The organism is Actinophytocola sp., assembly GCF_035634895.1.
Classification (GTDB): domain Bacteria; phylum Actinomycetota; class Actinomycetes; order Mycobacteriales; family Pseudonocardiaceae; genus Actinophytocola.
In genome coordinates this window covers 22067-36977 of record NZ_DASQCC010000038.1, presented here as the reverse complement: position 1 = coordinate 36977, position 14911 = coordinate 22067, and the positions used below count along the sequence as shown (strand labels likewise).

Here is a 14911-nt window from a genome sequence, read left to right as displayed (position 1 = left end):
CGACCACGCCGCGGGTACTGCCGTGGCTGCTGTCGGCGGCGACCGAGCAGGAGCTCCGCGAGGAGGCCGCATGGCTGGCGACGACCGCGGTGGACCTGGACCCGGCCTCGGTGGGCGCCACGTTGTCGACCCGCCCGGCACTCCCGTATCGAGCCGCGGTGACGGGCACGACCCGCGACGAGCTGCTGGCGGGCGTGCGAGCACTGGCGTCCGGCGCCGATTCGTCCACAGTGGTCACCGGCAGGGCCCGCCGGGGCGTGGCGTTCCTGTTCACCGGCCAGGGTGCCCAACATGCGGGCATGGGCACGGAGCTGGCGGCGGCGTTCCCGGCGTTCAGGGCGGCGTACGAGGATGCGTGCGGGGCGCTGGACCCCCACCTCCCCCGACCACTGAACGAAGTACTGAACACCGAAGCGGTACACGAGACGGAGTTCGCGCAGCCGGCCCTGTTCGCGCTGGAGGTGGGACTGTTCAGACTGCTGGAGTCGTGGGGCGCGACCCCCGACTACGTGGCGGGCCACTCGACAGGCGAGCTGACGGCAGCACACGTGGCGGGCGTATGGACGTTGGCGGACGCCGCCCACCTGGTGGCGGCCAGAGCCCGCCTGATGCAGGCCCTCCCCCGAGGAGGCGCGATGTTCGCGGTGGAGGCAACGGAGGCCGAGGTAGCCCCCCTCCTGTCCGACACGGTGTCGATAGCGGCGATCGACGGCCCCACGTCGCTGGTTCTCTCAGGCGAGTCGGCCGCGACGCTGGCAGCAGCGGAGGAACTGGCGGACCGAGGCAGGAAGACGAGGCCACTACCGGTCTCCCACGCGTTCCACTCCCCACTGATGGCGCCAATACTCCCCAAGCTGGCGGCAATAGCGGCGACAATCCCCCACCACAGCCCGACAATCCCCTTGATCTCGACAGCCACCGGCGAACACCCCCGGCTGGACGCAGGCCACTGGGCCGACCAAGCACGATCCCCCGTCCGCTTCGCCGACGCGGTAACGATCCTGACAGCGAGAGGCGTACGAACGTTCGTGGAACTCGGCCCGGACGCCGCCCTCACCCCGATGGTCCAGGACTGCGCCCCGACCGCCACCACGATCCCGACACTATGCGGCAAGCACCCCGAGACCAGGGCAATCACCGAGGCATTCGCTCACCTGTTCACTACAGGCTCCACTGTGGACGGTCACTCCTTCTCCCCACAACCACCCCCGATCACCCTGCCAAGCCCCCCACAACTCCGCCGATCCGCGTAGCTGACAGGAACGGGACAACCGGCGCGGCAACACGACCTCCTTAAAAGCCCTGGAAAGCAGGTATAATTGGCGTAGACCTTGTGACAGTTCGGGGAGACGCCATGGCAAACCTGACGGACGCTGATCTCGACTCACAGGTAGTCGACGTGACGGCTGTCCCCTTGGCCGAGCTGCGGACCCTCAGCACATCGGCGCTGATAGAAGCGCTGAACCGGATGTACGCGGCGGCCGAACACGTCACGGGGGACGAAGTCCAGGTGCAAGCTTCGCGGCTAGGCAGCCGCAACTGACTCTTCGGGGGAAGCCCTGACCACGCACCGGCTGACTCGGGATGCGTTCGCCCAGTTGTGCGCCGGTCCCATCACCGGCGACAGTATGGCGCTGCTCCAGAACTCTCAGCACAGCCATCGCCGACTCGCACTCCGCGCACTACTCGACCAACTGCGGGCAAATCCCGCTGCCGCTGGCAGGCAGGTGCAGCCAGAGGATGCGTGGCGGGTACTGGCCGAGGCCGAACACCGGAATCCCGACGCGGTGGCCGACATCCTCATGTACCCGACCGTCGGCGTCTGGCTGGCGCGTGCGCTGCACCACACGCGGGCCGACCAGATCACCCCGTGGCAGGAACTCGGTTACCTGAGCCTGATCGCCGCGGCGGCCGCGATCAGGTGCGGTTGTCACTGCACGGTACGGGTGCCGGTCTGGCACGGGATCGTCTCCCTCCCGACCGTCGGGCACCTGCGGGTTCCCGGCACGTTTCCCGCCGGTTCGGTGAACGTCTCGTGTGCGGGGCCGAGTTCGCGGCTCCACGTCAACCACGCCGTCAGCGTCTCCCTGGATGGCACGGATCCCGCGTTCACACCGGCGAGGCGACATCTGAACGCCAGCCGGGGCATGACGCTGCAGGTGTGGATCGATGGCACGGACCCGTACCACGACTTCGGCGAGCCCGTCGGTCCCGTTGCCCTGACGGACGACGAGTCCGCGGAATGGCACAAGCTGGTCGACGAGGCCTGGGACGTGCTCACGCTCAACCATCCCCGGTACGCGCGAGAGCTGGCCGCCGGCCTTCGCATGCTCGTGCCCATCGAACCAGATGTCGAGACCGTGGGCGCGTCGGCGTCCGCCGCCTTCGGCGGGGTGGGTCTGTCCCTGAACCAGTCCGCGACGGAGTTCGCCGAGTCACTCGTGCACGAGCTCCAGCACTCGAAGCTGAACGCGTTGCTGGCACTGGTGAAACTCACCGACGGCGACGACTGTGCGCGGCACTTCGCGCCGTGGCGGGACGATCCACGTCCACTGATCGGAGTCGTACACGGCGTCTACGCCTTCACCTGCGGCATCGAGTTCTGGTTGGCCCAGGAACCGACCGCCCAGGAACCCGAGGCCCGCCACATCGCCTTCGAGGTCGCGTTCCGGCGCGCGCAGGTACGACGGGCTCTCGACACGTTGACGGCGAGCGAGCAGCTGACCCGGCCGGGCACGGCGCTGGTCGACGCGGTGTCAACACGCCTCGCCATCTGCGAGCAGTCCCCGGTCGGCGCGACGATGACCAGGACCATCGCCGCGATTCTCGACGACCACCAGGCCCTGTGGCGACTGTGTCACGCCCACCCGGACGCCACGACGGTCAACGCACTGGCGGCGGCGTGGCTGACCGACACCGCACCACCGGTCTGGACCAACAACTCCGGCATCCTGCCCGGCAACGAGCGACGCCTACCCGCGAACCGGCGCACGCTGTTGCGTGCCAAGGCAGCCGAACCGGAGCTGTTCAGGTCGCTGATCTCCCGCCCGGCGACGCTGCCCGGCACGACCCCCCGCGCGGACGCCGCCCTGTGCACGGGCGACTATCCGGGTGCCGCCGCGGCCTACGAGGAACGACTCCACCGGGAACCCGGCGACGCACAGGCGTGGGTCGGCCTGGGGCTGGCACTGCGTGCACAGAACCGGAACGCGACCGCGCTACTCGATCACCCGGAAGTCACGGTGGCGGTGCACCGTCGAGTCCACGCGCTCTGCGGAGAGTTCCCCGACCCGGCCGCACTGTCGGCCTGGCTCGGTTCTTCTCGGTGAAGCCCCCAGCGAGTTCAGTCGCGGTGTGGTGGGACGTCATCGTTCAACAGCCTGATCCAGGCGTAGTCCCGGGTCTGCTTGATGTTTACCAGGACCTTCCAATACGCGGCGGGCACGAACTCCTCACCCTGCCGAACGACGTCCCGGTAGAAAGCACTGGATACAATGACCGCCAGCACCGCCGTCGAACTTTCGATCGCTTTTCTCAGTGGCCTGGAGTCGAGCAGGCGTTGCGTGTGAATGATGCCAAGGCTGACCGCCCTGTTGGCGTCTCTCGTCACCTCTCCGGTGTTGAGGGCGAGCCGTAACCTGATCTGCGCTCCTGGTGGATGTCTCTCATTGTGGTGACGCAGCTCATTGTTCAGATCGGTCAGGAAGACGCCCGCGAACGCGGATCTCCCGACATCCTCGGGCGCTGAGATGAGGAAGCCGTCGCCGGTTTCCTCCATCCTGCAGGAAGACAGGGGAATCCCAGCCGACTCACAGGCGTGTTCGACGGCTTTGTGCAGGCCGGCGAGCAGCGCCAGCAGGTCCGCGGCGGTCCGCCGACTGCTACCGAAGTCGACGACATCGGCCATACAAAATGTCTCCACAACCTCTCCTGAAAATCTTGCATTCGCCGCGCGAACAGGAGATGATATCTGACTGCCTCCGCAGAGACACCGCAGATTTACCGAGCACCGGATTCCCGATGAAGGTCAACCGCACGCACCAAATTAACGTTCCGAGGACAGATCGTGGATCCGCACGCGCTCTCAGAATGATGGGCTCGACATTTCGTGTTGGTCATAGTTGCATGGTGTCGGTGTCGCAGTTCGCGCGGACATTCTGGCTGGCGGCCTGCGTGGCCGGGTGATTGTCGCCGAGTACCTTGCGGAAGCTCGCGGTCGTCTTGGTGTGCAGGATCGCCGCCTCGTCGGGGTTGCCGAGGAGGTTCAGGTCCATCGAGAGATTGTGCGCGATCGCGAGCGTCGTCGGATGCTCCGGTCCCAGCTTCCTCGTGCACCGATCGAGGATGTCCTCATCGAGTCGGCGGGCCTCATCGAGTCGGCCCAGCTCGGCGAGGTCACTGGCCAGGTTGGCCCGAGTGACCAGGACATAAGGGTGGTCCTCGTCCAGCCGGGTGAGGAACCCGGCGACGGCACGCTCGTTCAGTTTCCGTGCCTCGTCGACATCTCCGATGAGGCGGCGGGTGACGGCAAGGTTGGTCGTCGCGATCATCGTGAACGGGTGCTTGTCGTAGAAGACCTGCTCGAAGTCGCGGACGCTGCGCACCCCGAAGTCCAACGACTTCTCGAGATCGGCGATCTGCCGGAGCTCCGTAGCCATATCCATCATGGAGGTCACCGTGTCGATGTGCCGCTCACCGTGCCGGAGGCGATAGCGGTTGTAGACATCCTCGGTGAGCTCCATGGCCTTGGCATGCAACCCGGCCTTGCGCCGTGCCACCGCCAGACATCGGTCGCCACCGATCGTGAACGGGTGGTCCCTCCCCAGGACCTCCGTGGCGACAGCGCTCGTCTCCTCCTGCATCTCACAGGCCTCGACATACAAGCCACACTCACGGTTGTCCATGGCGAAACCGCTGCGGGTGTTCAGGGTTGACGCGTGCGTGGCGCCGAGGACCGCCGTCCTACGACGCAAGGTCTCCTGGTCGAGATCCCGAGCCGCGAAATACTCACCGGTGAGACGAAGTCTGGCGGCATAGCTGTTGGCGTAGTTGAACGTGTTCGGGTCGTCGTCACCGAACGCGCCCCGCGCGTTTTCGACGATGTTCGCGGAGCGGTCACGCAACTGGGTCAGCTTGCCCTCGGCCAGGAGATCGCTGAGGGAGGCCTCATCCATCGCGATGGTGGCCTCGTGATCCTCGCCGAGGTGCTCGTTCATCAGTTCGTACACGCGTTTGTTGACTTTGCTGGAGTCCTCGGTTCGACCGACGCGGAACAAGGCGTTGCCGACATGTCGACCCATGACCAAGGTGTTCACGTCGGTCTCGCCCAGTGTCTTCTTCCATTCCTCCCAGGCGCTTTCCGCCAAACTGAGCGCGCCCTTGTAGTCGCCGGCCGCGATCAGGTATCGGACCAGGTTGGTGACCAGCGTACGTACCCAGTTGTCCTCGGATTCGACGGCGCGGGAGTTGATCGCATGCGGCAGCAGGTCGGCATAGACCGGCCAGTTGGCGCTGTTCTCCGGGTCTCCCGGGTCTCCGTTGACAAGCATCAGGTGAACTGTGTGGCGCATGTTGTCCCATTGTGAGGGGTCCAGTTTGTCCCGGAGGACCGCCTGGACAAGCCGGTGTAGTTGGATGGTGTTGCGGGAGTGGTCGATCTTCGCGAGGCTGTAACGGTTGATGTCCCGAATCGCCTGGTTCAGTCGGATCGGATCGCTGAACGCTTTCGCCAGTGCTTCGGGCACCTTGTCGGCGCCGCGCACGCCCGCGAACAGTCTGCGGGAGATCGGTTCCGGGCTGAAGAACGCGCAAACCTGCAACAGTTCCAGCGCTCCCCGCTGGTCGACCTTCAGTCGCTCCAGTGGCACATTCCATGCCGCCGCAACAGGAATCTCGTACTTGCGTGGAGTACCCGCCTTCAGCAGTTCCGCGCTGTTCTTCTCCAGCAACTCGACGTACTCGGCCACAGGCATGCCGGTCTGCGCACGCCAGGACGCGGCCTGCTCGACCGCGAGCGGCAGGTCCCCCAGAGCCTCGGCGAGGGTGTTCGCGTCGAAGTCCGTGATGTTGCCACCACCCCGGCGACGCAGCAGTTCCTTGCTCTCCTCGCGGGTGAACAGGTCAACCTCGACCGTACGGGCCACCCCGGCCCAGTCGGCGTTTCGGGACGTCACCACCACATGACCGAGACCGGTCGGCAGGAATCCGCGAACGGCATCCGGGTCCTCGGCGTTGTCGAAGACCAGGATCCATCGGCGGCCCTTCTCACCGCTGCGCAGCGATTCGAGCACGGCCGGCGCCGCTGTCTCCGCGCTGCTGACGTTGACACCTAACCGCTTTGCCAGATCGACGAAACTCTTCCGGATGTTCGAGGGATGCTCGGACGGTATCCACCACACGAGATCGTATTCCGACGCGTGCTGGTATATGTATTCCACGACGGTCTGCGACTTGCCGACGCCGCCCATTCCGTGCAGTGCCTCGGGGAGTACGGCGGTGGCTCGCTCGCTCGGTTCCAGCAGCCGGGCCCGCAATTGGCTGAGGAGAGTTTCGCGACCCACGAAGTCCGGGTTGCGTAGGGGCACCTCGCCCCAGATCTGGGGTTGGCGGGCCAGAGTCCGCGCACTTTCCTCCGAGCGAGTTGACTCCGGCGCGGTCATGCCGTCTCCTTCTTCCGATAACCGACCTGGCACGTCAGTCATTGGTGGACCCCCCAGCGGCTGCTGCGGAAACGATTCAGGCGCGGTGATCTTACTGACGTCCGCATCCTGGTCGCCTGCTGGGGGCTTCAGCTGCTCCTCTTTGCGCAACTGGTTGCGTAGGCGCCCGGCTCTGGGGGCGTACTTGCCCGACAGCGCACGGAACACCGCCTCCTGTAGCCGGAGGTACGGGCGCGCCTCAGCGGTCGGTTCCAGGTCTGGGGTGTTGTCCGGGTCAGCCAGTGCGTCGCGGAAATTACGCACGATCGGATTACGTGGACCGAGATAGTCGCCGATCAGGCGGGCCACACGGACGGTGTCACTGCGTCGACCTCTCGAGAGGAGCTCCTCGCGGACGCCCTTGTGGAACTCGTAGCCGACCGCATCTTCGTCATCCGGCCGTAGGCTCGTTTTCCTCAGTAGCCCGCCGAGCACCACCTCCGCTATCGCGGACAGGTCGGCATTCGGCAGGAGCACCCTTTGCACCAGCTTTATGGTCGGCAACGTCAGGGGGACGGCGGCCAACAAACCCGCCAGCTGAAAGGCCGGCACCGAGGCGAAGGTTCGAAATTTGAGTACGCGTTCTCTCGGTGGAATCTCGTCCGTCACCGTTTCCGGTTCGACCACCGGTTCCTCTACCACCGCGTCCGGTTCCACGAAGACCGTCGTGGTGCTGACCCAGCCGCCGCCCGGGACGGAGATGAGCCTTGCCCACGCCGACCACCACTCCGGTTCCAGGCCCAGTACGGGGATGGGGACCGCCGTATCGTCCTTTATGGACAGGCCCGCCTCGGTACGCACCTGTAGGCGAGTGTTCGACACCCCCGGGAACGCCGCCTTCAGTGCGACACGACGGGGGGTCAGGCGACTCCAGTGCCACAGGCGTTGCGGAAGCAAATTGACCAGCGCCACGGGCGTATACCTGGCCCACGCCGCCAGGACTCTGGTCACCGCCCCGCTCCGCCAGCCATCGGCTATGCCATCGGTCAGTATCAGGAACAGGGTCCGGCCCGTCGGATCCATTTGGTCGCGCCAGCCCGCCACCGCGCCACCCTCGGTGCGCAGCACGACGTCTTCGGTGCTCTCGCCGTCCAGCAGCAGTATCCGGATATTTCGGAACGCACCCTGTCTGCGCAGCAGGTCGCACAGTTCGCGGACCATCTGTTGCCAGACTTCCGCGGCGCCGGCGGTGTCCACGACGATCGCCAGCTCGAACCTGTGCCACGACTCCGGTTGGAACTCCGGCACCCACATCCTGTCCTGCGCCGCGCGTTCCGCCGTCGCTTCCTCGTCCAGTTCCATGCGCCACGGGGACGGTGTGCGACGCGCCAGCGGGCGCAACGCCCGTGCGATCAGCCCGCCGTTCGGCAACGCCGGTGTCGTCGGCCACACCAGTGGGGCCGCGGATACTCCCCGGTCCGCCACCACGCCCCGTACCGCGTGTTGGCGCCCTACCGACCAGTCCTGCGGTTCGGTGCCGTTGGACGGCACACCTGGCGACGAGGGTGGCGGCTCCTCGGGGGCCGGCTTCGAGTCGGTCGACGGAGGCTGTGGCGTAGGAGGCTCTGGCGACTTCGCCGGTGACGATGTGGGCGTCGACTGGCGTGGCGGGGGTGGCGGCTCGGGCGAATCCGTCGGATACAGCGTGCCGGCCAGCCAGAGGGCGTCGCGGATCTCTCGCCACTCCAGGTCGGCCGTGGTCAGGCGGGACTGGGCCACCTCCTGGACATCCAGGTGCGGCAGCACGCCCGAGTCCAGGCCGGGTCCGCCTTCCGGCGGATCGTCGAGTGGCAGGCCGCTCATCTCATCCAGCCTCCGACGTGGAGGTCAGCGGATGCCAGATCGCCGTCAGCAGTTCCTGCCAGTCCTCGTCCGGCTGGTACGCGCCCGACGTGGCCAGTTCCATCGCCAGGTGGACCGCGTTCAACAACTGGTCGGACGCCAGACCACCCGTCTCCTCACTGCGCGCCTGGAACTCCGCGATCAGCCGGGCGATGTCCACCCCATCGGTGTCACCGAACTGGGCGGCCACCATCGCACCCAGTTGCTGCGGTGTCGGCGGCTCGACGTGCAGCTTCAGGCACCGCCGCATGAACGGGGCGGGGAACTCGCGCTCGCCGTTCGACGTGATGATCACGACGGGGAACGCGCGGCACCGTACCCGGCCCCGCCGCACCACGGCCGAGCCGTCGCGGTCGGCGGTCAGCACCGTCACCTCCGGGTGGCGCGCCGCGAGCCGCTCCAGTTCGAGGATTTCGAAGTACCCGTCCTCGAAGACGTTCAGGAGGTCGTTGGGCAGGTCGATGTCGCTCTTGTCCAACTCGTCGATCAGGAGGACTCTCGGCCGCTCGTACGGCAGCAACGCCGTCCCCAACGCCCCGAGATGCACGAACTGGCCGATGTCCGGCTCGGCACCCTGCCGCGCGTTGATCTCCTGCACACGCCCGATCGCGTCGTAGGCGTACAGCCCCTCCCTCAGCGCCGTCCGCGAGGTGATTCCCCACCGCAGCACCGGGCCCAGGCCCAACTCGCGGGCGATCAGGTACGCCAGGCTCGACTTCCCCGTGCCGGGCCGGCCGGTCACCAACAGCGGGCGCCGCAGATAGATCGCGGCGTTGACCATCGAGACCTCGTGGGGACTCGGAATCCACGCCGCACCTGGCACACCGCCGATGCGCCGGTTCGTGTCACCGCTGTCACCCTCCGGGACCTCGGACACCGGCTCGCCGGAGAAACGACGCCACGGCGGCGGATCCGGCAGCCTCCTCACGAATCCCGACTGCCCCGTACCGCGGTAGACATGCCAGTCCACCCGGTTGGGTCCCACGGCTTCCGCGCTCACGCCGCCTCCCTGGGATCACGAGGAGGACCAAGATCGGCCGGCACGACCACTCGTTCCGGGTCGTCCCACAGCAGCGCGAAATGATGGCCGACGTGAGTGGCGTGGCTCTGGTATGCCGCCGACCGAATCTGTTTCGCCCGCTGCAGAACGTCCCCTTGACCATCACCATGCAGTAGATCCCACACCGCGGTCAAGAACTCTTCGGAATCGCAGTCCTCACGAGACCAAACGATGATCGGCAGACCAGCGCGTAACCCGACGGCGACCTCTTCCCCGCCATCCTGCGTTGGCTCGGGCGGCTTGCTCAGCATCAGGGAGACCACGCTCGGGTTGTTCTCGAAATCGGCGACCAGCTTACGGATGTTGTCATCGGCCTCGACCCGGCGGTGCGAGTCCGGCTCGATCGCGCCTTTTTCGAGCTGACCAGTGAGAACACTCCAGCGGGTATGCCAGAAACGGTGCCAATGCCCTGCCTGCATTCGCTCCAATGATCGAATTGCAAATGCGTAACGACAGCCGATCGGGACCGGCGGAAGTGTGCTTTTCACTTCCCATGGCCACTGGTCGACATCGAGATTCAACAGTTCACCCGAAAGAACCATTTCGATCCTGATGTCCGGCTGGTACCGAGCCCATTTCGTCTCCACCGACTCGATCAGCGTCGCGACTTGGCGTCTGACCTCGTTGATTGTGCCCGTGAAGTCGTCACCGCGCTCGGGATGCCACCCTTCCGAGAGGTCCAGCTGCGACCAGCTGCAGAGTTGGTACGCATCGCCCGACAGCCCGATTCGGCGCAGCATCAGCACGAGATAGGCAGGGGAGTTCGGCGGCGGCCCTGGTGGCGGCGCCTTCAGCTCGCGGCGCATCTTCTGCAACTCGGTGATGACGCCGAGCCTGCTCGCCTGGCGGTCCGCCCACCGGCGCAGCTCGATCGACAACTCCGAACGCCGTCCGCTCGCCAGGTGCTCGACGAACAGAATCGGCTTCGGCAGGCCGGTCACGTCGGCGTTCAACGTCTCCAAGGTGAGGAACACCTCGCTGTAGCTGGTCTCGGCGGGCAACTCCGGCGCACCGTCCCCCGCCACCTCGCGATACAGGTCCACGAGATCCTTGAAGATCATCCCCGACAACAACGCGAAGAGCCGTTCGCGTTCCTCGTCAGGCCACAGCGGCGACACGGTGCACGCCGTAATCATGCTCCCGAAGTCTCGGAGATGAATAGTGCCCTCATCCAGCTCACGTACGACGTCGAGTAGCGCCTGCAGTCCATCCGGACGCCGGCTACAGGCCTTGAGGATGTTGAAACAGTGCCTGACCGCGCTCGGGTCCTCGTCGATCTGCAGGATGGCGTCCAGCCGGTCTTCTAACAGTTGCACGACGAATACTCTGTCCCGAAGCGTGTGCATGCAGGGAAGCTTCGCCAGCGCTTTGGCAAGCGGCCACAGTGTGCCGCCGTTGCCCAGCGACGTCACGAGGACTGCTCCCTTCCAACGTTAACGGGTCGCTCGAATCCGCTTCATCGTTACAGCCTGCTGGCCAGGAGCGACAACAAACGTTTCAGAGGATCCGAGCCGTTCGACTCGTAGTCGACGATCACCTTTGCGAGCTGTAGCACCCCGTCCTCGAAGTCGGTGCAGCTGCGCAGAATGCTCATGATGTGGGCGCGCCGGCTCGGGTGGTACCTGATATTGCCCGAGAAGGAGAGCGCCTCGACCACCTCCGCACGCGTGTGCTCGCCGCGCATGCAGGCGATTTGCTCCAACGCGTCGATCACCTCGAAGAACCGCTGGGTGCCGGGGCGCAGTGGCAACACGACGAATACCGGCTGCTCCGGCTCGACGAACTCCGGCTCGTCCGGTTTGGCCAGCGGATCGGCCTTTCGCGCCAAGTGGTCCTCCGCCTGGGGTTCCTGGCCGGGCAGGCGGATCCAGCCGACGGTGTTCGTCTCCTTGACCTGGACTGGAACCTGCCGGTACGCCGTCGGCTCGTAGGCCGGGTTGTGCCTGATCACGTCCTCGTAGAACCATTCCGAGGCGATGACGGCCAGCGCGCCGGACGACTCGGCCTGCGCCTGCTTCAGCGCCGGGGCGTCGCGCAGGCGGCTCGCGTGGATGATCGCCGGGCCGTTCACCCCGTGATCATCGTAGGAGACCTCCCCCGCGTGCAATGCCATGCGAAGCCTGATCTGCTCCTCGGGGTCATGTTTTTCGTTGTGCGCGCACAACGCGGCCAGCAGCGCCCTCAGCAGCTCGCCGGCAAATGCCCCCTTCGGCACCAAGCTGTCGACCAGCACCAGAATCGAGTCCCCGCCGTCCTGCCGGAAGCAGTCCTCCCACGGTATGCCGGCCTCGGCGAACGCGCCCGTCACGGAGTCGTACATCCCCGCACGCAGCACCCCCAGGTTCGGCCGGGTCCGGTTCATGCTGCCGTACCCCGCGATGTCAACCGTGCAAATAGTGCGATGAACGTCCACTAGACTCACCCCGGGATCAGGATGCAGCCGCGTCTACTGCCGGCACAAGAACGGGACGCCCGACAATTGCATGTCAGAGCGCCCCGTTTGCCGAGAACGGCTGCTAGACGCCGATCTCCGCCAAAACTGTCCCGTTTTTGTCGTATGCCCTGACGATCGGCGGTCGCAGCTGCTCCGGAATCACCCAGTCGGCCGGATGGACGAGCCGCGCGACGTAGAGCCCGCCGGCCAGCTTCGCTTCTCTCGTCTGGGCGTCCCTCGTAACGGTGACCTTCACTACGTCAGGTGACACTCGGCCCGCGAGGACCTCGGTGCCGAGCTTGCCCGCGTACTCCGCCTTGCCCCCCGGGGCGTCGCCACCGGCGCTGGCCCCATCGAGGTCCACGCTCAACGGGGACACGAACCCGTCCAGCGTGCCGCCGGACCCGTTGTAGGGCATGGCAGGAGTGAAGTCGAGAATGCATTCGATCAGGTACGTCACACCGTTCTCGGCCTCGCCCCGCAGCAACGCGAGCCGCCCCGCCTCGTCGGTGAGGACGGCCAGCAGGGTGAACGTCACCCTCGGGAACGTGACCTGTCCGCAGCCCTTCTCGATGGCCGGCACGTCCTCGGCCGCGATCCCGTCAACTGACGGTGCGGCGCTCGTGGTCGGCCCGCTGGTCGGCCGGGGCGGTTGCGCGGCCGGGGTGCCGGGGTTCCACGGCGCGAACCACGCCACCATGCTGATGACCGCCAGTGCCACGGCCGCCGTGACGAGGGGGGCGACCCAGCGGCGGGACGGGCGGGGGGCTGCCGCGACGAGCACGGCCGCGCGGATCTCGGCGTGCCGGGCCGATGGCAGGTCGCGGGACGGGGGCAGGGTGGTGTTCATCGGGTCTCCTCCGTGGTTGCGAGCGCGACGACCTGCGTGCCCAGCAGCCCCCTCAGGCGGGTCCTGGCCTTGCTGACCCGCGCCCGGACGCTGACCTCCGCGATGCCCAGCACCGCGGCCGCCTCCGCGTAGGACACGCCCGACCACACGCACAGGGCGAGCGCCTCCTGCTGGCCACGCGGCAGCTCCCTGACCGCGGCGAGCACCTCGGCCATCCGGCGCTCGTCGTCCACCCGGCCGGCCACGTCGTCGGCGTGGTCGGGCGACGGGGGCGCGACGGGCGCCTTCGCGGCCAGGCGGAGGCGTCGTGCCGTGGTGCGGCGTTCCGCCCGGGCGGCGTTGGTGGCCACCGCCAGGAGCCAGGGCAGCGCGGAGTCCCTGACCAGCTTCACCCGGGTCCTCTTGCGCCACGCCAGGAGGAAGGTGGCCTGTGTGAGGTCCTCGGCGGCCGTCCACCGGCCGGCGAGCCGGAAGCAGTGGTTGTACACGGCCCGCGCGTGCCGGTCGAACAGCCGCCCGAAGGCATCCGTGTCACCGGACGTCGCCCGGGCCCACAGCTCTCGGTCCGTTTCGGTCGTCATGTCACGTAGTGCCCGGCACGGCCCGAAGTGTTGCCTACTTGCCGGCGCCGTGGGAGAAGGAGCTGGACTCCTTGCCGCGCAGCGGTTTCTCCTGCCTCTCGAGGTTCGAGATCACGCGTTCGAGGTCGGCCATGAAGAGGTCGGCCAGGTCGTGGGTCATGCCGTTGCGGACGACCAGGCGCAGGACCGACAGGTCGGTGCGGTTCTCGGGGAAGCTGTAGGCGGGGACCAGCCAGCCGGCCTCGCGGAGGTGGGCGGAGACGTCGAACACCGAGTACCCGGTGACGTCGTCGTTGACCGTGAACGCGAAGACGGGGAGCTGGTCGCCCCTGGTCAGGATGTGGAACGGGCCGAGGTCCGCGACGCGTTGGGACAGGCTCGTCGCCACGTCGCGGCAGTACTGCTGGACGCGGCGGTAGCCGTCGAAGCCCAGGCGCAGGAACGTGAAGTACTGGGCCACCACCTGCGCGCCGGGCCGGGAGAAGTTCAGCGCGAACGTCGGCATGTCGCCGCCGAGGTAGTTCACGTGGAACACCAGGTCGTCGGGCAGCGACTCCTTGTCGCGCCACACGACCCAGCCCACGCCCGGGTAGACCAGGCCGTACTTGTGGCCGGAGGTGTTGATCGAGCAGACCCGTGCCAGGCGGAAGTCCCACTCCAGTTCCGGATCGCAGAAGGGCGCGATCATGGCACCGGACGCCCCGTCGACGTGGACCGGGACGTGCGGGTGGTGCTCGTCGAGCGCGGCGCAGATCTCCGCGACCGGCTCGTAGCTGCCGTCGAACGTCGAACCCAGAACCGCGACGACGCCGATCGTGTTCTCGTCGCAGTACTTGACGGCCTCCTCGGCGGTCAGGTGGAAGCGGTCGCCGTCCATCGGGACGACGCGGGCCTCGACCTCCCAGTAGTTCGCGAACTTCTCCCAGCAGATCTGGACGTTCGCGCCCATGACGATGTTCGGCCTGCCCTGGCCGCCCCGGTGCTGCCAGCGTCGCTTCATGGCGAGGCCGGCGAGCATGCACGCCTCGCTGGAACCGGTCGTGGAACAGCCGATGGCGGCCGACGCGTCGGGGGCGTGCCACAGCTCGGCGAGCATCCGCACGCACCGCTCCTCGAGTGCGGCGGTGCGCGGGTACTCGTCCTTGTCGATCATGTTCTTGTCGAAGCACTCGGCCATGAGGCGCTCGGCCGTCGGCTCCATCCACGTCGTGACGAACGTGGCCATGTTGAGGCGCGCGTTCCCGTCGAGCATGAGCTCGTCGTGCACGATCTGGTACGCGACGTCCGCCGCCAACCCGCCGGCGGGCATCGAGTTCCGCGGCACCTCGACGGGCTCCGCGACGAAGACGGGGTTGACGGCCACGAGGTCCCGACTGGAGTCCCGGTTCCCACCGGTGTTCGCCAAGGTCATGTCCCACACGGTAGGCCCGGCGGCGGCCACGCGCC

The 14911-nt window shown here is 66.9% G+C and carries 11 protein-coding genes; 3 read left to right on the top strand and 8 right to left on the bottom strand.

The features are described from left to right. The 3 genes from VET29_RS06465 to VET29_RS06455 form a co-directional block, all read left to right on the top strand. Positions 1-1253, top strand: a 1253-nt coding sequence (locus VET29_RS06465; protein ID WP_324915886.1) for an acyltransferase domain-containing protein, incomplete at its 5' end; no start/stop codon positions are given. A 101-nt stretch (positions 1254-1354) separates the two neighbouring features. Further along, on the top strand, positions 1355-1543 hold the full coding sequence (locus tag VET29_RS06460; RefSeq protein WP_324915884.1) for a hypothetical protein: 189 nt from the start codon (positions 1355-1357) through the stop codon (positions 1541-1543). Between the two features lie 184 nt (positions 1544-1727). Continuing rightward, on the top strand, positions 1728-3329 hold the full coding sequence (locus VET29_RS06455) for an aKG-HExxH-type peptide beta-hydroxylase (RefSeq protein WP_324915882.1): 1602 nt from the start codon (positions 1728-1730) through the stop codon (positions 3327-3329). A gap of 14 nt (positions 3330-3343) precedes the next feature. Here VET29_RS06455 and VET29_RS06450 read toward each other — a convergent pair whose 3' ends face one another. The 8 genes from VET29_RS06450 to VET29_RS06415 all read right to left on the bottom strand — a co-directional run bounded on the left by VET29_RS06450 (position 3344) and on the right by VET29_RS06415 (position 14876). Further along, a complete protein-coding gene (locus VET29_RS06450) occupies positions 3344-3907 on the bottom strand; it encodes a hypothetical protein (protein WP_324915879.1) in 564 nt (187 codons plus the stop codon). Between the two features lie 208 nt (positions 3908-4115). Beyond that, positions 4116-8501: an FxSxx-COOH system tetratricopeptide repeat protein gene (gene fxsT / locus VET29_RS06445; protein ID WP_324915876.1), complete on the bottom strand. Its 4386-nt coding sequence runs from the start codon at positions 8499-8501 to the stop codon at positions 4116-4118. Between the two features lies 1 nt (position 8502). After that, a complete protein-coding gene (locus tag VET29_RS06440) occupies positions 8503-9540 on the bottom strand; it encodes a MoxR family ATPase (protein WP_324915875.1) in 1038 nt (345 codons plus the stop codon). Further along, positions 9537-11012: an effector-associated domain 2-containing protein gene (locus tag VET29_RS06435; protein ID WP_324915872.1), complete on the bottom strand. Its 1476-nt coding sequence runs from the start codon at positions 11010-11012 to the stop codon at positions 9537-9539. The genes VET29_RS06440 and VET29_RS06435 overlap by 4 nt, the downstream gene beginning before the upstream one ends. 50 nt (positions 11013-11062) lie before the next feature. After that, complete coding sequence (locus VET29_RS06430) at positions 11063-12013, bottom strand: effector-associated domain 2-containing protein (protein ID WP_324915869.1); 951 nt, start codon at positions 12011-12013, stop codon at positions 11063-11065. Between the two features lie 103 nt (positions 12014-12116). Beyond that, entirely contained in the window at positions 12117-12884 is a 768-nt protein-coding gene (locus VET29_RS06425; protein ID WP_324915867.1) for a hypothetical protein, read from the bottom strand. Then, positions 12881-13465 carry an RNA polymerase sigma factor gene (locus VET29_RS06420; RefSeq protein WP_324915863.1) on the bottom strand — a complete coding sequence of 195 codons (585 nt, stop codon included), beginning with the start codon at positions 13463-13465 and terminating at the stop codon, positions 12881-12883. Before VET29_RS06420 ends, VET29_RS06425 begins: the two co-directional genes overlap by 4 nt. Before the next feature lie 34 nt (positions 13466-13499). Further along, positions 13500-14876 carry a glutamate decarboxylase gene (locus VET29_RS06415; RefSeq protein WP_324915861.1) on the bottom strand — a complete coding sequence of 459 codons (1377 nt, stop codon included), beginning with the start codon at positions 14874-14876 and terminating at the stop codon, positions 13500-13502. Positions 14877-14911 lie beyond the last annotated feature (35 nt).